Below are 24198 nucleotides of genomic sequence, written 5' to 3'. Positions count from 1 at the left end.
AAAGAAGAATCTGTTGAATTGCGAAAACTATATGAGTCTACTACTACAGAATTACGAAGAGATCGTTTAAAAATGTTATACTACATAAAGTCCGGGAAATACATCTATCGTAATGCGATCGCAAAGAAGCTTGGCAGACGTCCAACCACCATAGGCAATTGGATTAAAGACTATGAAACAGGAGGCCTTTCAAATTTATTAGAAATACATAGCGGAGGTAATAATACCGTTCATATTTCTGATAGAGCAAAAGCCTATATCTCCAAGACATTATCCAATAGCGATACCACCATAACTTCCTATATAGAGTTACAAGCTCATATAGCCGAAGATTTATCAGAGATGATAAATTATGGTGCACTTTATGCACATTGTAGGCGAAAACATAAGTCTAAGCTAAAAGTATCAAGAAAGTCACACTATAAAAAAGACCCGAAAGCCGAAATGGTTTTTAAAAAACCTAGAAAACACTTTTAAATTATTTAGAACAAAACTAAATAAAAATAACTTTGAATCGGTCAATTTATTTTTTCAAGATGAATCTCGTTTTGGATTAATAATCAAACAAAAAAGAGTCATTACAGCTAAAGGCGTTAAACCTATAGCAAAATACAAACATAGTTATCAGAGTAAATGGCTATGGGGAAGTTTTTCACCCATTACCGGTGAGAGTTTCTGCATGCTAACAGATACTGTGTGTAAAGACTTTTTTATTGAGTATTTAACAGACTTAAGTGCCTGTAATCCTTTGGAACTAAAAATTGTAATTATTGACAATGCAGCTTTCCACGCTACTAAAGATGTAAAATTGCCTGATAATATTATTTTATTACCTATCCCTGCATATTGCCCTGAACTAAATCCAGCTGAAAAAGTTTGGCAATACCTTAAAAGTAAAATCGCAATGAAAATTTATGACACTTTAGAGATACTAGAATCCAAAATAGAGCACCTAGTTTATCAAATGGATAATAATACCATTAAGTCTATAACCGGATATGAATTTTATCTAAAATCTTTTTATAACGTTTTTAATGTTTAAATGGTATAAGTTATATGCGGACAAAGGTTATGTTGGAAAAGATTTAATGCAGTTACTTTTTGCTGATGGATTGCATTTAATTACTCATATTAAAAACAATATGAAGAATTCTTTAATGACAATGAGTGATAAAATTTTACTGCGTAAACGCTCTGTTATTGAAACCGTAAATGACGAACTCAAAAATATTTGTCAAATTGAACATTCTAGACATAGAAGTTTTACTAATTTCTTGTCAAACATAATCGCAGGTCTTATTGCATATAGCTTTTTACCAAAAAAACCTGCTATAAAATATCAGACTGTAAAGTCTAATCAGTTGACAATTTATTAATCGAACTCAGGTTAGTAGGTATTAAAAAAAGCTTGCAAATTAGGTTAGAATTTATCTTGGGTATCTATAATAACACAAAAGATAAACTTTGGCATTAATAAGGCTTGTTAAATACGATAAAAAAGTGAGATCCGTTTTTCTTTATCTTGATTTTAATTAGTCTTGAATACCTAACACTTCTAATAACATCAATTTTTGTAAATTCATATAACTGTCCAATTCCTCTTTTTTTTTACAAAAATCAGAAGATTATTTTAATTCACACACAACTTTTGGACTTGATCCCTTGATCCATCTTAACCTGTACTTTGACCTCTGTAAAAAACAAAAACCTTTACATTTCTGTAAAGGTTTTTGTTACTCTGCTCCTCTTCAAGGACTCGAACCTTGGACCCTCTGATTAACAGTCAGATGCTCTAACCAACTGAGCTAAAGAGGAGTTTGCTTCACATTTTGTGATTAGCGAGTGCAAATATATATCTTTTTAATATATCTCCAAATACTTTTTTAAAAAAATTAATTTTTTTTTCAGTTTTTTATATTTGAAATTAATTCTTGATTAATTTCAAATATTGTATTTTTGCTTTAGTAATAAGCTTATACATAAAGCATAAAATATTATATGGACAAATTTTCGTTCTTAAACGCAGCACATACAGGCTTTATAGCCGATTTATACGATCAATATCTAATAAACCCAGATTCTGTTGAACCAAGCTGGAGAAGCTTTTTTCAAGGATACGACTTGGCGAACGAAGATTATTCTTTAAAAGAAGGAGAATCTTCTTTAGAAATTCCTCAAGAAGTAAAGAAAGAGTTTTTGGTGGTGGACTTAATTAATGGATACAGAACACGTGGCCATCTTTTTACCAAAACAAATCCGGTTAGAGAAAGAAGGCAATACAAACCTACATTAGACATCGAAAACTTCGGTCTAACTGAAAACGATCTAGATAAAGAGTTTTCTGCAGGAGACGTCTTAGGACTAGGAAGAGTAAAACTTTCTGAAATAATTAGTCATCTAAAAACCATTTATTGCGATTCTATTGGTGTAGAGTATATGTATATGCGAAACCCAGAAAAACTAAAATGGTGGCAAAAACGTTTAAACGAGAACGACAACCACCCAAGTTATTCTGTAGAATCTAAAAAGTATATTTTAGGAAAACTAAACCAAGCAGTTACTTTCGAAAGTTTTTTGCAAACAAAATACGTAGGGCAAAAACGTTTTTCTCTAGAAGGTGGTGAAGCATTAATTCCAGGAATATCTGTTGCTTTACGAGAAGCTACAGAAACTTTTGGCGTAAAAGAATGTGTGTTAGGAATGGCGCACAGAGGTCGATTAAACACCTTAGTAAATATTTTTAAAAAACCCGTTAGAGATTTATTTAGTGAGTTCGAAGGAAAAGATTTCGAAGATGATGATATCGATGGAGATGTAAAATACCATTTAGGTTTAACATTAAGTAAAACCTATAGAAATGGAAACGAAATTAAAATGAATTTGGTACCAAACCCATCTCATTTAGAAACTGTAGCAGCAGTTGCAGAAGGAATTACAAGAGCAAAGATAGATAGAAAATACGATGGAGACTCAAGTAAAATTCTACCAATAGTTATTCATGGAGATGCCGCAATTGCAGGCCAAGGAATCGCTTACGAAGTCGTTCAAATGGCAAAATTAAATGGTTATAAAACAGGAGGCACCATTCATATTGTGGTAAATAACCAAATTGGTTTTACCACAAATTATTTAGATGCACGTTCAAGTACATATTGTACAGACGTTGCAAAAGTAACTTTATCGCCAGTTTTACACGTAAATGCAGATGATACAGAAGCAGTTTGTCATGCAATGCAAATGGCTTTAGAATTTAGAATGAAATTTAAAACCGATATTTTTATCGACCTTTTAGGCTATAGAAAGTACGGTCATAACGAAGGTGACGAACCTCGTTTTACACAACCAAAATTATACAAAGCAATCTCTAAACACAAGAATGTAAAAGATATTTACGCAGCCAAACTGTTGCAAGAAGGAAGTGTAGATAAAAATTACTTATCTGAAATTACTACAGAATTCAAAGAAATGCTCGAAAGAGAGTTCGACGAATCTAAAAAAGTAGAAACGTCTAAAGTAAAAGAATTTATGCAATCTACCTGGGAAGGTTTCGATCGTGAAGAATTACCTGCGATGCTACAACCTGTAGATACAACTTATAAGGCAGACAATTTAAGAAACATTGCAAAAGTAGTTTCCACAGTACCTGAAGGAGTAAAATTTGTTCGAAAAGCAGAACGCATTTTACAAGGAAGAGCAAAAATGGCCTTCGAAACCAATCAATTAGATTGGGGTATGGCAGAAAATTTAGCTTACGGTTCTTTAATGGAAGAAGGTTTTAATGTACGTATTTCTGGACAAGATGTAGAAAGAGGAACTTTTTCTCATAGACATGCCATTTTACGCGACGAGCTTACGGAAGAAAGAATTAATTTATTAAATAGGAACCCTAATAATAAAGGAAGAATGACGATTTACAATTCGTTATTATCTGAATATGGCGTTCTTGGTTTCGATTACGGGTACGCAATGGGAAACCCAAATACCTTAACCATTTGGGAAGCACAGTTTGGAGATTTTTCTAACGGAGCACAAATCATGTTCGACCAGTATATTTCTGCAGCTGAAGATAAATGGAAACTACAAAACGGAATTGTAGTTTTATTACCTCATGGATATGAAGGGCAAGGTTCCGAACATTCATCAGCAAGAATAGAACGTTATTTGCAATTGTGTGCAGAAGACAACATGACGTTGGCTAATTGTACAACACCTGCAAATTTCTACCACTTATTGCGTCGTCAAATGAAACGCGATTACAGAAAACCATTGGTTGTATTTACCCCAAAAAGTTTATTACGTCACGCTAAAGTAATTTCTTCTATTGAAGATTTAGCAACTGGCGAATTTCAAGAAGTAATAGACGATACCATAAACCCAGAAAAAGTAACAAAGTTGGTTTTTTGTATGGGTAAATTCTATTACGATTTACTAGAAGAAAGAGAAAATTTAGAAAGAGAAGACATTGCTTTGGTAAGAATTGAACAACTATTTCCATTGCATTTAGAAAAATTACAAAAAATAATAGATAAATATCCAAACGTAAAAAATTATATTTGGGCACAAGAAGAACCAAGAAATATGGGCGCTTGGAGTTTTATGTTAGAACGTTTCGATTTGGTAAAATTAAATGTGCGTTCACGTAAATACTACGCAGTTCCTGCAGCAGGTTCTAGCACAAGATTTAAAAAACGTCATAAAGCAGTTATTGATAGTGTTTTTAGTAACGAGTAATCGCGTTAAGGATTGAAACGGCATCCTTTTTATTTGTCTCTTCGAGCGCAGTCGAGAAGTTGTCATATAAAAAGATATAGTGGAAAGCCTGTTAAAACGCCCAAAAAACAAATAATAAAATAATTAAATGCTGAAATAATTTCGGCGCAAGTAAAATAAGAAACCATGAGTGTTTTAGAAATGAAAGTTCCTTCTCCAGGAGAATCAATTACAGAAGTAGAAATTGCAACTTGGTTAGTTGAAGATGGAGATTACGTAGAAAAAGATCAACCCATTGCAGAAGTAGATTCTGACAAAGCAACCTTAGAATTACCAGCCGAAGAAAGTGGAATTATTACTCTAAAAGCAGAAGAAGGTGATGCTGTTGCTGTAGGCGAAGTGGTTTGCTTAATAGACACAAGTGCAGCAAAACCAGATGGAGACGATTCTGAAAAAACAGATTCTACACCTACAAAAGAAGCGCCTACTAAAGAAAAAGCAGATGCTCCAAGTCAAGAAAAGAAAGAAACATATGCTTCAGGAACGGCTTCACCAGCCGCTAAAAAAGTTTTAGCAGAAAAAGGCATTGATGCAAAATCTGTAAACGGAACAGGAAAAGATGGTAGAATAACCAAAGACGATGCTGTAAAAGCAGTACCATCTATGGGAACACAACCTGCAAATGGAACTCGTGGAACAGAGCGTAAGAAAATGTCTATGTTACGTAGAAAAGTAGCAGAACGTTTGGTTGCTGTAAAAAGCGAAACTGCCATGTTAACCACATTTAACGAGGTGAATATGCAACCCATTTTCGATTTACGTAAAGAATATAAAGAAGACTTTAAAGCAAAACATGGAGTTGGTTTAGGTTTTATGTCTTTCTTTACTTTGGCGGTTGTAAGAGCGTTAAAAATGTATCCTGATGTAAATTCTATGATTGATGGAGATTATCAAATAAAACACGATTTTCAAGATATTTCTATTGCAGTTTCTGGTCCAAAAGGTTTAATGGTTCCTGTAATTAGAAATGCGGAAAACTTATCTTTTAGAGGTGTAGAAAGCGAAGTGAAACGTTTGGCTTTACGTGCTAGAGATGGACAAATTACCGTTGATGAAATGACAGGAGGAACTTTTACAATTACCAATGGTGGTGTTTTCGGTTCTATGTTATCTACACCAATAATCAATCCTCCACAAAGTGGAATTTTAGGAATGCACAATATTGTAAACAGACCAATTGCGGTGAATGGAGCAGTTACCATTGCACCAATTATGTATGTTGCATTGTCTTACGATCATAGAATTATTGATGGTCGTGAATCTGTAGGTTTTTTAGTAGCTGTTAAAGAAGCATTAGAAAATCCAGTTGAATTATTAATGGATAACAATCCTACAAAGGCATTAGAAATGTAGTAGTAATTATACATATAAAAATATAAAAATCTCAAGCTATAGCTTGGGGTTTTTTAGGATAAAATCAAAAATTATTACTTTATTAAATTTTTATAAAATGAAAACTATTAAAATATGTGTATTGCTTTTTTCTATATGTATTTTTAAATTAAATGCTCAAGAAAATACTGTAGAAAATAAAAGTCCTTTAAAATTAAAATTTTTATTAGGTGGTGCTTTGGAATTTGGAGGTGATAGCGTCGCAGAAATTTATTTCGAAGACGATAGCAACCAATCTGTAAATGCAGGTCAAGGAGGTACTATTTTTGCAGGAGGAGAATTATTTTTCTCTGAATCACAAAAATTCTCTTTAAGAGCAACAGTTGGTTTTAAATATGTAACCACAAAGGCAACAAACTATAATATTACTTTAACAAGAATTCCATTAGATTTATCTGCAAATTATATGATTGCAAAAGATTTTAGGTTAGGAGCAGGAATTGTTTCTCATCAAAATATTAAATTTAATGCAGATGGTTTAGAGGCTAATGAAACTTTTACAGGAGGCTTTGGACCTAAGTTCGAATTTGCTTGGAAATGGATTGGTATAAGTTACACTATAATGAATTATAAAGATTCACAAAATAATTCGTACAATGCAAATGCAATAGGAATTACTTTAAGTAGCAGCGATTTATTTTAAAAATAAACACAAGTAAACATTATAATCCTGAGCTTTTGCTTGGGATTTTTTGTTAAATATTATCTATAAAAAACCTTAAAAAACAACGAGGAAGTTTTTTAAATTTATATACATTAATAAATAGAAATACTTTTTGATTTTTTATCTTGCATCAAAAAGTAAAAATGCAAACAAACCCTGAATTAGAACTTGCCTTAAACTTTATCGAAAAAACCGATAGAAATCTGTTTATTACAGGAAAAGCAGGTACAGGAAAAACAACTTTTTTACATCAAATTAAAAACGAATCTTTAAAACGTTTGGTTATTGTTGCACCAACAGGAGTTGCAGCCATTAATGCAAAAGGCGTTACCATTCATTCTTTTTTTCAAATGCCTTTTGGTCCTATTTTACCAAATCAGGCTCCAAATAACCAACAACGCAGATTTTCAAAAACAAAAATCGATATTATAAAATCGTTAGACTTAGTAATTATCGATGAAATTTCTATGGTTCGTGCAGATTTATTAGACGGAATAGACCAAGTGATGCGTCGTTACAAAAACCGAAACAAAGTTTTTGGTGGCGCACAAATTTTAATGATTGGCGATTTGCAACAATTAGCGCCAGTAGTAAGACCAAACGAATGGAGTTTACTTCAAAATTACTATAAAACCATTTACTTTTTTAGCTCAAAAGCGTTTCAAGAAGCAAATGTGGTTTCTATTGAATTGAAACATATTTATCGACAAAAAAACGAAAATTTTATTACCATTTTAAATGAAATTCGAAACAATAATTTATCTTCAACATCGGCTAAAATTTTAAACGAACGCTATAATCCGTCTTTTTCTCCAGACGAGGAAGAAGGTTATATTACGTTAACCACCCATAATAACAGAGCAAATTTAATTAACAATTCAAAACTTCATCAAAACAAAAATAAGAGTCACTTTTTTCAAGCTGAGGTTTCTGGGAAATTCAGTGAAAATTCGTACCCTAATGCAGCAAGATTAGAGTTAAAAGTAGGTGCGCAAGTCATGTTTATTAAAAACGATTCATCGCAAGAAAAAAGATATTTCAACGGAAAAATAGGCATTATAACCAGCATTTCTAAAGATTCTGTAAATGTACAATGTTTAAATGAAGCTGATGAAATTGTTACAGGAAGAGAAAAATGGGACAATATTAATTATTCTATTAACGAAGAAACAAAAGAAATAAAAGAAGACGTTACTGGCTCTTTCGAACAGATTCCATTGCGTTTGGCTTGGGCAATTACCATTCATAAAAGCCAAGGGTTAACCTTCGAAAAAGCAATTATAGATGCAGAAGCCTCTTTTGCACACGGACAAACCTATGTGGCCTTAAGTAGATGTACTTCTTTAGAAGGTTTGGTTTTAAAAACGCCAATAACCAGCAACGCAATTATAAACGATACTACTGTAAGTGCTTTTAACCAAAGTGTAGAAGAAAATCACCCCGATGAAAGTATTTTAAACGAATCTGAAAAAGAATTTCAACTCAATTTAATTACAGAATTGTTCGATTATCAACCATTTTTATATCCAGTTTCTAGATTAATTGATATTTTCTATAAAAATCAAACCAGTATCAGAGGAGATGTTATCGAGCATTTACAAACCATAAAAGATCATGGTGTTGTTGCATTGATGAAAGTTTCAAACAAATTTAAAAACCAGTTAAAAACGCTTTCAAAAAACAATATTCTTCCAGAAAACAGTTCCACAATTCAAGAACGATTTACAAAAGCAGTTGCCTATTTTTTAAATCATACTAAGCATAACATCGAAAAACCTTTAGATGCCATTCATTTTTCCACAGATAATAAAGCTGTTAAAAAAGATTTTTCGAAACAATTTAATTCACTTCAAGAAAAGTTAGAAGAAAAATTATTTGCCTTACAAAAAATGACTGATGGTTTTAAAGTAAAAACCTATTTAGAAGTAAGAGCAAAAGCAGTTTTGCAAAAAATGGAACCCAAAAAGAAGAAAAAAGTAGCTTCGAAACGCGACCCTATTTTAGCTTTAAAATTACGAGAATTGCGAGACGAAATTCAAATGGCAGAAAACATTCCTGCCTATCAAATATTTACCCAAGAAGCTTTATATGCCATGTGCGACGAGTTGCCAAGAACCTCAAAAGAATTGTTAAAGGTAAAAGGAATGGGTAAAACTCGAGTGGCAAAATACGGAGAAGAAATTTTAGAAATTATTAATAATTACTGCACAGAAAACGGCATAAACCAATTTAACGAACAAAAAAAAGAAGACAAAAAATCTTCGAAACAAATTTCTTTTGAGTTGTTTAAATCGGGGTTATCTATTAAAGAAATTGCAAAAGAGCGCAGTTTAACAGCTGGCACTATCGAAAATCATTTGACAAATTACATTTCTTCAGGAGACATAGATGTGTTAGAATTAATCGATTTAAAACGCTATAAAAAAATCCGCAATCAAATTGAAGAAGCTGGCGAAATAAAAGGTTTATCTGACCTTAAAGAAAAAGTAGATACAGATATTACGTATATAGAATTGAAAATGGTTTTAATGTCTATAGAAGCTTAGAATTATTTTTTTTAGGAGCTATTTCCTGCTTTCGTTACTCGCTTTTTATCTCTTTTCCAAGAGATAAAAGAGCTCAAACAAGCCACTCAATCAGGGCTAAACTTGTTTGCCAACTTTTTGTTATTTCTTCAATGGAAGTATTTCTAACTAACTTCATTATAGATTTTTGTCTTCACAGGAATAACAAGATAAAAAATATTTTCATAACTTTAAAACCTCAATTAAAAACCAAAAAGTATGAAATTAGGAGCATTTTCAATCAGTTTAGCCGTAAAAGACATTCATAAATCACGCGCATTTTACGAAAAATTAGGTTTTACCGTTTTTGCAGGACAAATCGAAAAGAATTATTTAATTCTTAAAAACGGAAATTCTTTGGTCGGTTTATTTCAAGGAATGTTCGAAAATAACATACTAACCTTTAACCCTGGTTGGGATGAATCTGCCAACAAGTTAGATGAATTTGATGATGTAAGAACCATTCAACAACATTTAAAAAAGGAAGGTATAAAATTAGAAACAGAAGCAGATGAAACCTCTTCTGGCCCCGCAAGTTTTGTAGTTTTAGACCCAGATGGAAATGCTATTTTGATTGATCAGCATGTTTAGAGTTCGTTTGTCATTTCGACCTTGTATAGAAATCCAAAACATAAGTTAGAAAGAGATTTCTCGACTTCACTACGTTTCGCTCGAAATGACAAGATATTATACCCGTTATTGTTTGAAATTACTGAAAAAAAAATGGATGATTTTTTTCTTTATATAAACAAGAAAACGAAAGCAGCCTTAGCTACGGTTTTTTTTATTCTGAAATAGAAAGAAAAAAAGGCGATTTATTACAGGATTTTCAAATGGTAAATGGTAATTTAAAAAATACTGTTTATCAAATAGTCATGGTTTTTTTTTAAAACTGTCATTTCGACCTCATGGAGAAATCTTAGGCTAAAGATAAGATTTCTCAACTACACTGCGTTTCGTTCGAAATGACAAGATATTATACCCGTTATTGTTTGAGATTACTGGAAAAAAAATGGATGATTTTTTTCTTTATATAAACAAGAAAACGAAAGCATAGCCTTAGCTACGGTTTTTTTTATTCTGAAATAGAAAGAAAAAAAGGCGATTTATTACAGTATTTTCAAATGGTAAATGGTAATTTAAAAAATACTGTTTATCAAATAGTCATGGTTTTTTTTTAAAACTGTCATTTCGACCTCATGGAGAAATCTTAGGCTAAAGATAAGATTTCTCAACTACACTGCGTTTCGTTCGAAATGACAATATACTGGTTTTTAAATAGATATTATGTCGAACTCACGTTATTAGGAGTCGTTTTATTAATAAATTCGCGAATTTCTTCGGCTTTGTAAACAATCATATAATCTACCAAAACTTGCAAATCAATTAGAATAAGTTTATAGTTAAGAGTTAAATATTTAAAAACTCTTTTATCTGCTCCAAGACCACTTATTCCATAGATTTTCATAATTCTACTTCAAATCCTTCAATAACAATTGCACAGATTTATAGCCATTCCATTCGTTTTCATCTAAAGCATACACAATATCAAATTCGTCTTGTACAAATTTTATTTTATCACCTAAATTAAAACCAATGGCATTGTAGGTTTTCTGGTTATCTGCTTGAAAAACGTTTAGTTTTAAGTGGGTTTTGTCTGCGCCAACTTGTTTGCCATAACCATTGTCTCTAACACAAGTAGATTTAAAAATAGGCTTCATATTCATTGGACCAAAAGGTGCCATTTGCTTGATAATTCGAAAGAACTTATCTGTAATTTCCGGTAAATCGATTTCTGCATCAATCGAAATTTCTGGAGTTCGCAATTTTTTATCAATCGTATTTTTTACAACTTCTTCGAACTTATTTTTAAACTTCTCGTAATTTTTTGGCAACAACGTTAAGCCAGCAGCGTATTTATGACCGCCAAATTGTTCTATAAATTCGCTACATGCTTCCAAAGCATTATACACGTCGAAACCTTTTACAGAACGTGCAGAAGCTGCTAATTTATCGCCACTTTTGGTAAAAACCAATGTAGGCCTATAGTATTTTTCTATCAATCTAGAAGCTACAATTCCAATGACCCCTTTGTGCCAATTTTCTTTAAAAACAACAGAGGTAAAACGTTCTTCTTCATTATTATCAATAATTTGAATGATTGCTTCGTCAGTAATTTTTTGGTCTAAATCTTTACGATCTGCATTAAAAATTTCGATTGCTGCCGCAAATTCAATGGCAGAGTCTAAATCCATTTCTGTTAACAATTCCACAGCATAATTACCATGTTTCATTCTACCTGCAGCATTAATTCTTGGGGCAATGATAAAAACAACATCTGTAATTGTTAATTCTTTCTTTTTAATTTGATGAATAATGGCTTTAATTCCATTTCTTGGTTGCGAATTAATTACTTGCAATCCAAAATAAGTTAGGGTTCTATTTTCGCCAATCATAGGAACAATATCTGCAGCAATTGCAGTGGCAACCAAATCTAAATAAGGTACAAAGTGTTCTATTGTTTGGTTTCTGGAGACACCCAAAGCCTGAATTAATTTAAAACCAACTCCACAACCACAAAGCTCATCAAAAGGGTAATTACAATCTTCTTGTTTTGCATTTAAAACAGCCACCGCATTTGGAATTTCTTTACCAGGTTTGTGGTGGTCGCAAATAATAAAATCGATGTTTTTTTCTTTTGCATATGCTACTTTTTCGATGGCTTTTATACCACAATCTAAAGCAATAATTAAAGAAAAGTTGTTGTCTTCTGCAAAATCGATTCCTGCATAAGAAACCCCATAACCTTCTGCATACCTATCTGGAATGTAAGTAGCTACATTTGGGGTTATCGTTTTTAAATAAGAAGAAACCAAAGAAACAGCAGTGGTACCATCTACATCATAATCGCCATAAATTAAAATATTTTCGTTGTTAGAAATGGCTTTTTCAATCCTTTGTACAGCCAAATCCATATCTTTCATCAAAAAAGGATTATGAATATCTTTTAAACTTGGGCGAAAATATTTTTTTGCTTCCTCGAAAGTAGTTACATTTCTTTGACAAAGAATTGTGGCAATGGTTTTATCAACCTGTAAATCTTTAGCAAGTTTTATTACGTTTTCTTGGTTAGGTTTCGGTTTTAAACTCCATCTCATAGTTTTTATGCCGGTTTTTTCGGCATCTATTTAATTAATTTTCTATGTTATGTAAAAATATTTCGGTTTTTACCTCTGCAAACTGTCTAAACATTTCCATAACTCCACAGTATTTTGTAACAGATAAATTTACCGCTTTCTGTATTTTTTCTGGCTGTAATGCTGCATCTGTAAAATGATAATCTACTTTTACCTTGTTGTAAAATTTAGGATGTTCGTCTGTTAATTCTGCAGTAACTTCAATTTTAAAATCGGCAACTTCCGCGCGCATTTTTTCTAATAGAGAAACTACATCTAAACCAGAGCAACCTGCTAAAGAAGACAGCATTAACGCTTTGGGTGCAAAACCAACAGTGTCGCCATTGTCTTGAGATTTATCGAACATTGTTAATTTATAACCACTAGGATTGTCGGTTTCGAATTGCGATTTTTCTCTCCAAACAGTGGTAACTATATTTTTAACCATAAAATTATATTTTTTAAAATTGAAGTATTAAATTGGGCTGTCTTACAAAAATAGCAACATTGTTTACAAGTTAAGAGTTAAAATGGAGAAAATTTATCAATTGAAAAAGAATCTATTTCTTTTATATGCCTTATTACAATCCATTTTGTCTTACTCACAAACGGATAGTGCCCCAGTAATTACGGCAAATGGCAACCAAGCGTTTTGTATTGGAAAGGCTATAAATGTTGTCGAAGATTTTACCATTACAGATTCTGATGATGTTGGAATAGCGTTTTTTTTCATTCAAATTTCTTCTGGTTATCAAAATGGTTTCGATTTCTTAGATTTAGGAAGTCATCCAACAATTGCCCAAAATTGGAACTCAAATGAAGGAAAGTTAACTTTATCTTCTAAAGTTACTGGTTCAGAAATGTTATTTGCCGACTTAATTGAAGCTGTAAAACAAGTAGTTTTTACCACCACCGCAAATACAATTCCCGAAGAAAAAATATTTTCTTTAACTGTAGATGATAAAAACTACCTAAAAGAAACAGACCATTTTTACGAATTTATTCCAGCACAAGGCATTACTTGGAAGGATGCCAAAATTGAAGCTAAAAAAAATTTTATTACGGAAGGCAAGGTTACTTGGCAACTTTAACGAGCGAAAAAGAAGCAGATTTTGCTGGAAAACAAGCTTCTGGAGCAGGTTGGATTGGTGGTTCTGACGAAGAAACAGAAGGTGTTTGGAAATGGGTAACTGGCCCAGAAGCTGGCACTGTTTTTTGGAACGGACAAATTAGTAGCACCACTCCAAATTTTGCAAATTGGAATAATAACGAACCAAATGACTTTAGAGGAAATAATACAACTGGAGAAGATTATGCACATATTACAGATCCTTCCATAGGAATTAGAGGAGCTTGGAACGATTTACCAAACGTAGGAGGAACAGGTTTATACGTACCTAAAGGTTATATTGTAGAATATGGCATGCCAAACGATCCTCCATTAAATATTGTAGCAACTTCTCGTATTTATTTGCCACAAATAACTGCATTTACAGAAGCAAGTATTTGCGAATCTGGAACAGCAACAATTTCTGCAACCCAAAGCGAAGGGCAAGTTTTGTGGTACACTTCAAAAACTGGAGGCGCTTCAATTTTCACAGGAAACGATTTTACAACTACAGTTTCAGAAACCACCACATTTTACGCTTCAGTTTCTGTTGATGGTTGTACAACTTTGCCAAGAATACCAATAACAATTACTGCAAATCAAAGACCTGCTATAACAAATACCAAAAACGATTTTATTTGCTCTGGAACAGCATTGCTAACAGCAACAGCTTCAAAAGGTGAGGTAAATTGGTACGATTCTTTAACAAGTTTAACTCCTATATTTACAGGAAATACTTACAGAACTCCTTTGTTAACTGCAACAACATCTTATTTTGTAGAAGCAAATGATTCTAATTGTACATCCTTAAACAGAATAGAGGTAATTGCAGAAGTAGATGCTACAATACCTAGCTTTAATGTCGAAAATAAAAGCGTTGTACTGTGTAAAGATATTGGTTCTGTAACTTTAAAAGTTGTACCCAAACAAGATAATTATACCTTTGTTTGGAAAAAAGAAGGAAATCTAATTCCTGGAAATACTTCAGAAATTAATATTACAGATGTTGGAACTTACACTGTAAGAGCATTTTCTAAAGCGGGTTGCGAATCTTTAGAAGAAACAATTGTTGTTACAAATTCTGAAATTGCAAATGTTACCAAAGACGATATTTTAATTATAGACGATTCTGATAATAATTCTATTTCGGTTGAAGTTAAAAATATAGGATCTGGAAATTATGAATTTGCCTTAGATGATGAGTTTGGAATCTATAAAGATGAAGGTTTTTTCGAAGGAATAACAACAGGGTTGCATACATTATATATAAAAGACAAAGGAGGTTGTGGAATTGCAGAATATACTTTTTCGATATTAGAGTTCCCAAGGTTTTTTACTCCTAACAACGACCAAAAAAATGATTTTTGGCATTTAAAAGGATACAATAAAGACTTTTATACAATTTCAAATATTTATATTTACGACAGATATGGAGTGCTTTTAACTAAAATATCGCAAGAAAGTGAAGGATGGAATGGAACATATAAAGGAAAATTACTACCTTCTAACAGTTATTGGTTTCAAGCAATTTTAACCGATAAAAACGGTTTATCTATAGAAAAGAAAGGAAGTTTTAGTTTAATAAGAAAATAAATAATTTAATAAAAACATATGCCATTAGTAACGCCATTATCGTCGGAATACGATTTAGAAACGCAAAAACTTGCAGAATTTTTTAATGAAACCTTGGGTTTTTGTCCAAACTCTGTATTAACCATGCAAAGAAGACCCGCAATTTCTAAAGCATTTATTAATTTAAATAAAGCAGTTATGGCCAATGAAGGTAGAGTTACATCTGCTTTAAAAAGAATGATTGCTTGGGTTTCTAGCAACGCAACAGGTTGTAGGTATTGCCAAGCACATGCAATTAGAGCCGCAGAACGTTATGGAGCAGAACAAGAACAATTAGATAATATTTGGGAATACAAAACACATCCTGCTTTTTCTAACGCAGAAAGAGCTGCCTTAGATTTTTCTTTAGCAGCTTCTATGGTGCCAAATGCTGTAGATGCAAAAATTAAAGAACAGCTATACAAATATTGGGATGAAGGCGAAATTGTAGAAATGTTAGGTGTAATTTCTCTCTTTGGGTATTTAAATCGTTGGAACGATTCAATGGGAACTACTTTAGAAGAAGATGCCATTGATTCTGGAAATCAATATTTAGGAAAACACGGTTTTGAAGTGGGCAAACACGATGGATCTAAATATTAAAATTTTTTAATTAATATGTCATTCCGAATGACGAAGGAAGAGGTATCTCATGACCATATTGAAAGAGATTTCTCAATCGTTTATTCTTCTCTCATTTCGAAATGACCTACTAGTTTTTCAAAATTTCTAAAACTCTTTTTTGCAATTCAGGAACTACGTTTTTCTCGAACCATGGATTTTTTGTAAGCCAAAATCGGTTTCGTGGAGATGGATGAGGTAACACAAAATAGTCTGGTAAATATTCAGGATAATGATCTACAGTTTCAGTTAACGTTCTTTTTGCTTTGTCTTTTAAGTAATAATTTTGTGCGTACATACCAATTAAAACTACCAATTCTATATTAGGTAATTTGTTAAATATTTGTGTGTGCCATTGTGGAGCGCACTCTTTTCTGGGAGGTTTATCGCCACTTTTCCCTTTTCCTGGATAACAAAATCCCATAGGAATTATGGCAAATTTTTCGGTGTTGTAAAAAACTTCGTCAGAAACATTTAGCCATTTTCGCAATTGTTTTCCACTGGCATCGTTCCATGCAATTCCAGAAGCATGCACTTTAGTTCCTGGAGCCTGACCAACAATTACAATTTTAGATTTTTTATGCGCGGTAACTACAGGGTTCGCACCCAAATCTAAATAAGGTTCGCAAATGGTACATTTTTTTATTTCTGATAAAAGATTTTTCACAAATATTTACTTCAATTCTAAAGCTTTACGCTCAAAAAACAAGCCCTTAAAACCCGTTTTTATAAAATTTCTAATATTTTGATGTCCATCTCCGTCTTTATCTTCTAAAACATTTTTGTAATGTTCGCCAAAACAAAATAAGGTTTCTTCTTTCGTTAATTTTTGAAGTTTTGCAAATGCAAATAATTTGCAAGAACCCGTATTTTCTGTAGCTTTGTTTTTGAGTTCTCCATTTGTAAAAGCAGTTGGAGTGAAGTTATAAAACTCTTCAATTACTTGCATCGTTTCTGCAAAAGTAATTGCTGTTGGATTCGATTTTAATTTGGTTTTGAATTGTTGGATGTTCATTTTTAATATTTTTTATATGAAAGACCTCACAGGTTTTAAAAACCTGTGAGGTCTATAAACTATTATTTCTTCCCTTCAACAATAACAACAATCTCACCTTTTGGTGGTTTTGCTGTATAATGAGCCAACACTTCTTTGGCAGTTCCTCTTACAGTTTCTTCAAACATTTTTGTGAGTTCTCTGGAAACTGAAACTTTTCTTTCGGCCCCAAAATATTCGATAAAATGACCTAATGTTCTTACCAATTTGTGTGGCGATTCGTAAAAAATCATGGTCCTGGTTTCTTCTGCTAACAACAAAAAACGGGTTTGTCTTCCTTTTTTAACAGGTAAAAAACCTTCAAAAATAAACTTGTCATTGGGTAAGCCAGAATTTACCAAAGCAGGCACAAAAGCTGTTGCTCCTGGTAAACAATCAACCTCGATATTATTTTCTACGCAAGCTCTAGTCAATAAAAAACCAGGATCTGAAATGGCAGGAGTTCCTGCATCAGAAATTAAAGCGCAGGTTTCTCCATTTAAAATTCTCTGAACAACTCCTTTTACAGATTTGTGCTCATTATGCATATGATGACTGTGCATTGGAGTAGAAATTTCGAAATGTTTTAAGAGTTTTCCACTTGTTCTGGTATCTTCAGCCAAAATAAAATCGACTTCTTTTAAAACACGAATTGCTCTAAAAGTCATATCTTCTAAATTACCAATGGGTGTTGGAACTATATATAGTTTACTCATAATTTCTTAATATGTTCTCGATACAATTTCGATAAAAAAACCGAAATCACTCGAACCGACAGTTTGTTCTTACTGTTGTGGTTTAATTATAATTTATACTTTTTTACATAAAACATTCACGTACTGTTACTTCTAGTAAAATTCTTTTTTCAAGAATTTTGTATCGAGAAGTTTTCGTTACACTTTTAAATAGATTCATATTCTTCCACAGTAATATCTGCAATAACATCGCCAGTATGTTTGGTAGAAAGTGGTTCGAATAACAAAATATGAACTTCTTCTTTAGCAACAGGCTTATGCTCTACTCCTTTGGGTACAATATAAAATTCACCTTCGTTTAAGGTTATTGTTTTATCACGAAACTTGATATCTAAAGTTCCTTTAATAACCATAAATAACTCGTCTTCATTGTCGTGTTTATGAAAAACGAATTCACCTTTTATTTTGGCCAATAAAATCTGTTGTCCGTTTAATTCGCCTATTTTTTTTGGCGACCAATGGTCGGAAAATAAATTAAATTTCTCTTGAATATTAATTACGCTCATAAAGACAAATTTACGAAACAAATTTCGCGTTACCGATTTACACCGTTCGATTTTTTTTTAAAATCTTAACCTTTTTAATTGTCAGTTCGAGTAATTCTGCATTTTTGCAGAATTGTATCGAGAACAAAATTAAAAAGATACAGCGAAAAGCGGGGCATTTCTATTTCAGAAATGAACGCCCAAAACATTCATATTTAACGGAAAATGATTAATTTCGCAACTTAAATTATTGAAAGAAATGTATAGAAGTCATTCTTGTGGCGAGTTAAGAGATTCGCATATAAATACAGAAGTAACCTTGGCTGGTTGGGTGCAAAAATCGCGTGATAAAGGGTTTATGATTTGGGTAGATTTACGCGATCGTTATGGAATTACGCAATTAATGTTCGACGAAGAACGCACGCCAAAAGAAATGATGGAGAAAGCAAAATCTTTAGGAAGAGAGTTTGTAATTCAGGTAACTGGAAAGGTGATTGAACGTGAGTCGAAAAACAGTAAAATGCCAACAGGAAATGTAGAAGTTTTGGTGTCTAAATTAGAAATTTTAAACGAATCTATAACTCCGCCTTTTACAATTGAAGACAAAACTGATGGTGGAGATGATTTGAGAATGAAATACAGATACTTAGATATTAGAAGAAATCCGGTAAAAGACAGTTTAATTTTCCGTCATAAAGTTTCGATGGAAGTAAGAAAATACTTGTCGGATCAACATTTTATAGAAATTGAAACCCCTTATTTAATAAAATCTACACCAGAAGGTGCAAGAGATTTTGTGGTTCCAAGTAGAATGAATGAAGGGCAGTTTTACGCATTGCCACAATCTCCACAAACATTTAAACAACTATTAATGGTTGGTGGAATGGACAAATATTTTCAGATTGTAAAATGTTTTAGAGATGAAGATTTACGTGCAGATAGACAGCCAGAATTTACACAAATAGACTGTGAAATGGCGTTTGTAGAACAAGAAGATATTTTAAATATTTTCGAAGGATTAACGCGTCATTTATTAAAAGAAGTAAATAATGTCGAAGTAGAGAAATTTCCAAGAATGTTGTACGATGATGCCATGCGTTTGTATGGAAACGACAAACCAGACATTCGTTTTGGAATGGAGTTTGGCGAGTTAAATTCAGTTACACAACATAAAGATTTTGGCGTTTTTAATAATGCTGAATTGGTGGTTGGAATTGCGGTTCCTGGAGGAAATGCTTACACCAGAAAAGAAATTGATAAGTTAATTGATTGGGTTCGCAGACCACAAGTAGGTGCGTTAGGAATGGTATATTGTCGTGTAAACGAAGACGGAAGTTTTAAATCTTCGGTTGATAAATTTTACGACCAAGAAGATTTGGCAAAATGGGCAGAAAAAACCAGTGCAAAACCTGGTGATTTAATCTGTATTTTGTCTGGTGAAACCAATAAAGTAAGAGCACAATTATCTGCTTTACGTATGGAATTGGCAGAACGTTTAGGATTGAGAGATCCAAAAGTATTTGCGCCACTTTGGGTAATAGATTTCCCATTATTAGAGTTAGATGAAGAAACTGGGCATTATCATGCAATGCACCATCCATTCACATCACCAAAACCTGGGCAAATGGAATTGTTAGACACCAATCCTGGAGCTGTAAAAGCAAATGCTTATGACTTGGTATTGAACGGAAATGAAATTGGTGGAGGTTCTATTCGTATTCACGATAAGCAAACACAAGCTACCATGCTAAAACATTTGGGTTTTTCTGAAGAAGATGCCAAAGCACAATTTGGGTTCTTAATGGATGCTTTTGAATATGGTGCTCCACCTCATGGAGGTTTGGCTTTTGGTTTGGATAGATTGGTGGCTATTTTAGGCGGACAAGAAACCATTCGCGATTTTATTGCATTTCCAAAAAATAATTCTGGACGTGACGTAATGATTGATGCCCCTGCATTTATTGATGATGAACAATTGAAAGAATTGAACTTGAAGTTGGATATTCAGGAATAAATTAAAACCCTGCATTTATGTTTTTTTCTAGGTTAAAAAATGCTAATGCAAGTTTCTGATAGGATTTTCCTACGAGTTTTATTCCGTTAGGAAAAGTCAAAAAAAAGTCGTGTTTTTGTTTAGTTTTTTGTAATTTTAGGGGATTTAAATCCCTCATTTAAACAGCTTGTTTATAACTACTTAATTTAAAAATGAAAAAATCTATTATTGATAATTTAGATATCATTGATTTCGCTAAAAAAAGTGATTTTTTTGATATTGATATTTTTGATAATAAAAAATATGGATTTGTTGAAGTTTATGGAAATGAAAATCAACCAGCATTATTTTTAAAGGAAGTAAGCTCTTTTGATTCAAAAACCTTAAGATTAATCGCAGAAATACATCACGATTGTTGGAATTTTCAAAAAGTTTTATTTTTATATGTTTTTACGAAAACCGAAATTAGAATTTATAATTGTTCAAAAAAACCTTTTGGCTACAATAAAAATGACATAAATTTTAATTTTGATAAAGAACTTGAAAAGTTAGAGCTTATATCCTGTAAACAAACAGATGTAGATAAATTAAAAACATTAAATACGCTATTTTCAAGAATTGCAATTGATACTGGTTTTATATGGTCAGCAATTGAAGCTGAAGAAATTAGAAAGGAACTAAATCTGCAGCATAGAGTAGATAAATTTCTTGTAAAAAGTTTAATTAACGTTGCAGAAAAACTAGAAAAAGAAGGTTTAAAAGATAAAGATATTATTCATAAATTGATAATGCGTTCTTTATTCTTATTGTTTCTAGAGGACAAAGGAGCAACTGATAAAGAGTTTTATAATTATTTTTCTGAAAATGCAACAACGTATTTTGATATTCTTAAAGACCCAAAAGCAACTTATAATCTATTTAAAAGATTAGCAGATGATTTTAATGGAAGTTTATTCACAGTTAATGAAACTGAAAAAGAGATCGTAAAATCAAATCATTTAGAATTAATAGAAAAATGCTTTAAAAATGGTTATATAGATAATAATCAAACAGTCCTTTTTGAAGATTGGCGTTTGTTTGATTTTAAAATTATTAGAATAGAATTATTAAGTGAAATTTACGAGAATTTTTTATCTGAATTAGATAAAAAAGGAAAGAAGGATACTGGTACTTTTTATACTCCACCATCTTTGGTAGAGTTGATTTTAAATGAAAAATTATCTATTCAAAATAACAAAACAGATTATAATATTAAAACACTTGACCCAAGTTGTGGTTCTGGGATATTTTTAGTGCAAGCGTTTAAAAGGTTGGTAAAACGTTATGAAAAACATCATAATATTGATAAACTAACTGATTTTAAAATTTTAGTTAATATTCTTAAAAAGAATATTTTTGGTATTGAAATAGATGATAAATCAATAAAAGTTGCTGCTTTTAGTTTGTATTTGGCTTTGTTGGATAACCTTGACCCAAAAACAGATTGGTGGAATAAAAAAATACAATTCCCTTATTTGATTAATAATCCAAAAAATAAAGATGAAAAAACACAGGGATATAATCTTTTTATAAGAGATACCATTTCTGATTTTGAAATTAAAGAATTACAAAATTTTCAACTAGTTGTAGGCAACCCTCCATTTGGAAAACTATTATCTCCTGAAAAAGACATTAGTGGTAAACAGAAAAATATAAGGAAATATTGCACTAAAGAAAATTTTGCAAAAGAAATGGTTTTACCATTTATGCATAAAGCTACTTTTTTAGCTCCTAAAGGAAAAATTGCATTAATATTTAATACCAAAATTTTAACGAATACAAGAGGAACATACCAAAATTTTAGAAGTTGGCTTTTTTCAAAAAATTATGTTGAAAAAGTTTACAATTTTTCTATTTTAAGAAAAGCTCCTGAAGATTCTGGAGGTCAACTTTTTGGTTCGGCTGTTGGTCCAATAAGTATTATTTTTTATCAAAAAGACAAAAAAAAACCGAAAGATACAATTACTTATTATGCTCCTAAAACCTACATAAAGAATTCAGTTTTAGAAGGAATCGTTATTGATGCTACCGACATAAAACATCTACCAAGAGTAGAATGTGAAAAGAAAGATACTAAGATCTGGAAAATTGCAATGTGGGGTAATTATTTTGATTTTGAATTGATAAAAAAAATCGAAAATAAATACAGTAGTTTTAGTAAATACTTCAAAAATAATAGTATTTCTTATAAAACAGGTTTAAATGGAGATAAGGATAACCCTGATTTTATTCCAGCTTCAATTACCAAAACAAGCAGTATAGAAAGATATTATACACCTTTATCTGCTGTAAAACCAAATAATAAATACTTTAGAAAGATAGATGCTAATCTTTTTAAACCTCCTTACATTGCCATCAAAAAAGGTCAAAAAGATAAATTAATTACAGCTTCACTTATTCTACATAATGCATACTGTATGAGTGGGGCTTACATTATTAATGGCAATTTGTCTGATTTTGAGAAAAAAGCTATAGTTGTACTTATAAATTCTGAATTTACAACTTATTTTTTGTTTTTGGTATCTTCATCTTGGGGTATTGAAAGAGAGCAAGTGATGTCTAATGAATTTCTATACCTACCTTATATATTTGAGAATAAAAGAGCTTTAAATTTGTTAGTTTCAACTTTTGATAAAATTGTTGCTTTAAAACAATTAGAAGAGTCAGAAGGTTTTGAAAAAAATATTTTAAAATTACAGAAAGAAATAAATTTAATAATTACCAAACAACTTTTAAAATTATCAAAAGACGAACAAATAATAGTTAATGATACAATAAATTACAGTTTAGATTTATTTGAGAATCAAAAAAACTCTGATGCCATAAAACCCGTTTTAAAAATCAATCATTTTACAAATAGAATAACAAACTATTTAAACAATTGGTTAGATGATGTTAACCTAAAAGTATTTGCAACACATTATAAAATTGACAGAAATTGCCCTTTGTACTTGGTAAAAATATCATTTGGTAATGAGCAAAAGAAAACAATTACTTCTAATGAAGATGTTTCTAAAATTCTTAAAAGCTTAGACAAAAAATTATGGAAAGAAGAAGCTCAAAATTTATATTTCAGAAAAAATTTAAATTATTATGGTGGTAATGATGTGTACATCATAAAACCTAACCAAAGACGTTTTTGGAGTGAAACTGCTGCTATGGAAGATAGTAAGAAATTGCTAGTTGAAATTCTTAACATGAAAGAATAATGGCAGGAACCTTAGCTACTTCTGTTTTTCTTAATTTTCAAAGTAAATTTGAAAAAAGATGTATCAGTTTATTTATAGACGCTTTTCAAACTTCAATCAGTAATCAATCTATTGAATTGAGTTTTGATGAAAATGATATTACAGCAATTCTTCATAATTTTATTGATGAAAATCCTAAACGAAAAAAGTGGGAAATTTCTACAAATGTAGAAAACCATTTTTTTGATAAAACTACTACTCCTGAAAAAGGTTTTGCAGCAAAATTTTCGAGAATAGATATGAGATTGACCAGTATTTCTTGGCTAAAAAATGAATACATTTACTATATTGAAGCTAAAAATTTGAAATCAAAAGATTCAGATTCAAAAAGACGCTACATAAATACAGGTATAGATAATTTTTTAATAGGTGGAAAATATCATCAATGTAAAGGCTTATTAGTTGGTTATATTTTAGAAGGAACAATAAATCAATGTGTTGAACAAGGAGTTAATAAACTTCTAAAAAAAGATAAAAGAGAAACCGAAGTTATTTTCAATATCGAAAATATTATCTATCAATCCAATCATACAAATAGAAACCTAAAACACCTTTTTTTTGATTTTGTAAATTAAAATTTATGCATAAAACTGAAGCTAAAATGTTGGAAGCTATTCAAAAAAATAGACTAGATTTAACAAAGTTAGGAGAAAGGAGTTGGTATAATTATTTTATTAGGATAACAGAATTAGTATGGAGTAGAAATTTGTATGATGGATATCTAATTGAGGTTTATGAC

At 31.4% G+C, this 24198-nt stretch carries 20 protein-coding genes, 1 tRNA gene and 1 pseudogene; 14 read left to right on the top strand and 8 right to left on the bottom strand.

The window, feature by feature from the left end; all coding sequences use genetic code 11:
- Positions 1-72: 72 nt before the first annotated feature.
- The 3 genes and pseudogenes from JL193_RS11970 to JL193_RS11960 form a co-directional block, all read left to right on the top strand.
- On the top strand, positions 73-477 hold the full coding sequence (locus JL193_RS11970; RefSeq protein ID WP_243456748.1) for a COG3415 family protein: 405 nt from the start codon (positions 73-75) through the stop codon (positions 475-477).
- Positions 422-1042, top strand: coding sequence for an IS630 family transposase (locus JL193_RS11965; RefSeq protein WP_207973467.1), 621 nt, complete (start codon positions 422-424; stop codon positions 1040-1042). The genes JL193_RS11970 and JL193_RS11965 overlap by 56 nt, the downstream gene beginning before the upstream one ends.
- A gap of 7 nt (positions 1043-1049) precedes the next feature.
- Positions 1050-1376, top strand: a pseudogene (locus JL193_RS11960) (transposase); the annotation flags it as partial.
- A gap of 365 nt (positions 1377-1741) precedes the next feature.
- Here the strand turns inward: JL193_RS11960 and JL193_RS11955 are convergent.
- Positions 1742-1815, bottom strand: a tRNA-Asn gene (locus JL193_RS11955).
- Positions 1816-1998: 183 nt separating this feature from the next.
- On the opposite strand from JL193_RS11955, the gene JL193_RS11950 reads away from it, so the two are divergent.
- The 5 genes from JL193_RS11950 to JL193_RS11930 all read left to right on the top strand — a co-directional run bounded on the left by JL193_RS11950 (position 1999) and on the right by JL193_RS11930 (position 9981).
- Complete coding sequence (locus tag JL193_RS11950) at positions 1999-4731, top strand: 2-oxoglutarate dehydrogenase E1 component (RefSeq protein ID WP_207971019.1); 2733 nt, start codon at positions 1999-2001, stop codon at positions 4729-4731.
- Between the two features lie 165 nt (positions 4732-4896).
- Positions 4897-6123, top strand: coding sequence for a 2-oxoglutarate dehydrogenase complex dihydrolipoyllysine-residue succinyltransferase (odhB, locus tag JL193_RS11945; RefSeq protein WP_207971018.1), 1227 nt, complete (start codon positions 4897-4899; stop codon positions 6121-6123).
- Between the two features lie 97 nt (positions 6124-6220).
- On the top strand, positions 6221-6805 hold the full coding sequence (locus JL193_RS11940) for an outer membrane beta-barrel protein (RefSeq protein ID WP_207971017.1): 585 nt from the start codon (positions 6221-6223) through the stop codon (positions 6803-6805).
- Between the two features lie 164 nt (positions 6806-6969).
- Positions 6970-9372: a helix-turn-helix domain-containing protein gene (locus JL193_RS11935; protein ID WP_207971016.1), complete on the top strand. Its 2403-nt coding sequence runs from the start codon at positions 6970-6972 to the stop codon at positions 9370-9372.
- 237 nt (positions 9373-9609) lie between these two features.
- Complete coding sequence (locus JL193_RS11930) at positions 9610-9981, top strand: VOC family protein (protein WP_207971015.1); 372 nt, start codon at positions 9610-9612, stop codon at positions 9979-9981.
- Between the two features lie 694 nt (positions 9982-10675).
- Here JL193_RS11930 and JL193_RS17265 read toward each other — a convergent pair.
- The 3 genes from JL193_RS17265 to JL193_RS11915 are packed head-to-tail and all read right to left on the bottom strand — an operon-like array spanning position 10676 to position 13014.
- Positions 10676-10858, bottom strand: a complete 183-nt coding sequence (locus tag JL193_RS17265) for a hypothetical protein (protein ID WP_243456747.1) — start codon at positions 10856-10858, stop codon at positions 10676-10678.
- Positions 10859-10862: 4 nt separating this feature from the next.
- Positions 10863-12548 carry a single-stranded-DNA-specific exonuclease RecJ gene (gene recJ, locus JL193_RS11920; RefSeq protein ID WP_207971014.1) on the bottom strand — a complete coding sequence of 562 codons (1686 nt, stop codon included), beginning with the start codon at positions 12546-12548 and terminating at the stop codon, positions 10863-10865.
- A gap of 34 nt (positions 12549-12582) precedes the next feature.
- Entirely contained in the window at positions 12583-13014 is a 432-nt protein-coding gene (locus JL193_RS11915) for an OsmC family protein (RefSeq protein ID WP_207971013.1), read from the bottom strand.
- A 100-nt stretch (positions 13015-13114) separates the two neighbouring features.
- Here JL193_RS11915 and JL193_RS17260 point away from each other — a divergent pair, with 100 nt between their 5' ends.
- From JL193_RS17260 to JL193_RS11905, 3 genes are read left to right on the top strand one after another with little or no spacing between them, the layout of a single operon-like run.
- Positions 13115-13657, top strand: coding sequence for a hypothetical protein (locus JL193_RS17260; protein WP_243456746.1), 543 nt, complete (start codon positions 13115-13117; stop codon positions 13655-13657).
- Positions 13645-15267 carry an Ig-like domain-containing protein gene (locus tag JL193_RS11910; protein WP_243456745.1) on the top strand — a complete coding sequence of 541 codons (1623 nt, stop codon included), beginning with the start codon at positions 13645-13647 and terminating at the stop codon, positions 15265-15267. The genes JL193_RS17260 and JL193_RS11910 overlap by 13 nt, the downstream gene beginning before the upstream one ends.
- Before the next feature lie 18 nt (positions 15268-15285).
- A complete protein-coding gene (locus tag JL193_RS11905) occupies positions 15286-15888 on the top strand; it encodes a carboxymuconolactone decarboxylase family protein (protein ID WP_207971012.1) in 603 nt (200 codons plus the stop codon).
- Between the two features lie 109 nt (positions 15889-15997).
- Here the strand turns inward: JL193_RS11905 and JL193_RS11900 are convergent, their stop codons facing one another.
- The 4 genes from JL193_RS11900 to JL193_RS11885 all read right to left on the bottom strand — a co-directional run bounded on the left by JL193_RS11900 (position 15998) and on the right by JL193_RS11885 (position 18200).
- Complete coding sequence (locus JL193_RS11900) at positions 15998-16573, bottom strand: uracil-DNA glycosylase family protein (protein ID WP_207971011.1); 576 nt, start codon at positions 16571-16573, stop codon at positions 15998-16000.
- Between the two features lie 6 nt (positions 16574-16579).
- Positions 16580-16921, bottom strand: a complete 342-nt coding sequence (locus JL193_RS11895) for a HopJ type III effector protein (protein WP_207971010.1) — start codon at positions 16919-16921, stop codon at positions 16580-16582.
- A 62-nt stretch (positions 16922-16983) separates the two neighbouring features.
- Positions 16984-17655 carry a 16S rRNA (cytidine(1402)-2'-O)-methyltransferase gene (gene rsmI, locus JL193_RS11890; RefSeq protein WP_207971009.1) on the bottom strand — a complete coding sequence of 224 codons (672 nt, stop codon included), beginning with the start codon at positions 17653-17655 and terminating at the stop codon, positions 16984-16986.
- A 185-nt stretch (positions 17656-17840) separates the two neighbouring features.
- Positions 17841-18200 (bottom strand): cupin domain-containing protein, encoded by a 360-nt coding sequence (locus JL193_RS11885; RefSeq protein ID WP_207971008.1) that lies wholly within the window; start codon positions 18198-18200, stop codon positions 17841-17843.
- 238 nt (positions 18201-18438) lie between these two features.
- Here JL193_RS11885 and aspS point away from each other — a divergent pair, with 238 nt between their 5' ends.
- The 3 genes from aspS to JL193_RS11870 all read left to right on the top strand — a co-directional run bounded on the left by aspS (position 18439) and on the right by JL193_RS11870 (position 24034).
- Positions 18439-20193 (top strand): aspartate--tRNA ligase, encoded by a 1755-nt coding sequence (gene aspS / locus JL193_RS11880; RefSeq protein ID WP_207973466.1) that lies wholly within the window; start codon positions 18439-18441, stop codon positions 20191-20193.
- A gap of 191 nt (positions 20194-20384) precedes the next feature.
- Positions 20385-23420 (top strand): HsdM family class I SAM-dependent methyltransferase, encoded by a 3036-nt coding sequence (locus tag JL193_RS11875; RefSeq protein WP_207971007.1) that lies wholly within the window; start codon positions 20385-20387, stop codon positions 23418-23420.
- Positions 23420-24034 carry a hypothetical protein gene (locus tag JL193_RS11870; RefSeq protein ID WP_207971006.1) on the top strand — a complete coding sequence of 205 codons (615 nt, stop codon included), beginning with the start codon at positions 23420-23422 and terminating at the stop codon, positions 24032-24034. Before JL193_RS11875 ends, JL193_RS11870 begins: the two co-directional genes overlap by 1 nt.
- Positions 24035-24198: the final 164 nt, after the last annotated feature.

This window comes from Polaribacter batillariae (assembly GCF_017498485.1).
Lineage (GTDB): Bacteria > Bacteroidota > Bacteroidia > Flavobacteriales > Flavobacteriaceae > Polaribacter > Polaribacter batillariae.
Note: the sequence above shows the minus strand (reverse complement) of the source record. Positions and strands in the feature narration are given on the sequence as shown.

Coding starts and splice junctions, on each gene's coding strand:
- JL193_RS11970 (WP_243456748.1), top strand. CDS start 73: ATGTTATACTACATAAAGTCCGGGAAATACATCTATCGTAATGCGATC.
- JL193_RS11950 (WP_207971019.1), top strand. CDS start 1,999: ATGGACAAATTTTCGTTCTTAAACGCAGCACATACAGGCTTTATAGCC.
- odhB (WP_207971018.1), top strand. CDS start 4,897: ATGAGTGTTTTAGAAATGAAAGTTCCTTCTCCAGGAGAATCAATTACA.
- JL193_RS11940 (WP_207971017.1), top strand. CDS start 6,221: ATGAAAACTATTAAAATATGTGTATTGCTTTTTTCTATATGTATTTTT.
- JL193_RS11935 (WP_207971016.1), top strand. CDS start 6,970: ATGCAAACAAACCCTGAATTAGAACTTGCCTTAAACTTTATCGAAAAA.
- JL193_RS11930 (WP_207971015.1), top strand. CDS start 9,610: ATGAAATTAGGAGCATTTTCAATCAGTTTAGCCGTAAAAGACATTCAT.
- JL193_RS17265 (WP_243456747.1), bottom strand. CDS start 10,858: ATGAAAATCTATGGAATAAGTGGTCTTGGAGCAGATAAAAGAGTTTTT.
- recJ (WP_207971014.1), bottom strand. CDS start 12,548: ATGAGATGGAGTTTAAAACCGAAACCTAACCAAGAAAACGTAATAAAA.
- JL193_RS11915 (WP_207971013.1), bottom strand. CDS start 13,014: ATGGTTAAAAATATAGTTACCACTGTTTGGAGAGAAAAATCGCAATTC.
- JL193_RS11905 (WP_207971012.1), top strand. CDS start 15,286: ATGCCATTAGTAACGCCATTATCGTCGGAATACGATTTAGAAACGCAA.
- JL193_RS11895 (WP_207971010.1), bottom strand. CDS start 16,921: ATGAACATCCAACAATTCAAAACCAAATTAAAATCGAATCCAACAGCA.
- rsmI (WP_207971009.1), bottom strand. CDS start 17,655: ATGAGTAAACTATATATAGTTCCAACACCCATTGGTAATTTAGAAGAT.
- JL193_RS11885 (WP_207971008.1), bottom strand. CDS start 18,200: ATGAGCGTAATTAATATTCAAGAGAAATTTAATTTATTTTCCGACCAT.
- aspS (WP_207973466.1), top strand. CDS start 18,439: ATGTATAGAAGTCATTCTTGTGGCGAGTTAAGAGATTCGCATATAAAT.
- JL193_RS11875 (WP_207971007.1), top strand. CDS start 20,385: ATGAAAAAATCTATTATTGATAATTTAGATATCATTGATTTCGCTAAA.
- JL193_RS11870 (WP_207971006.1), top strand. CDS start 23,420: ATGGCAGGAACCTTAGCTACTTCTGTTTTTCTTAATTTTCAAAGTAAA.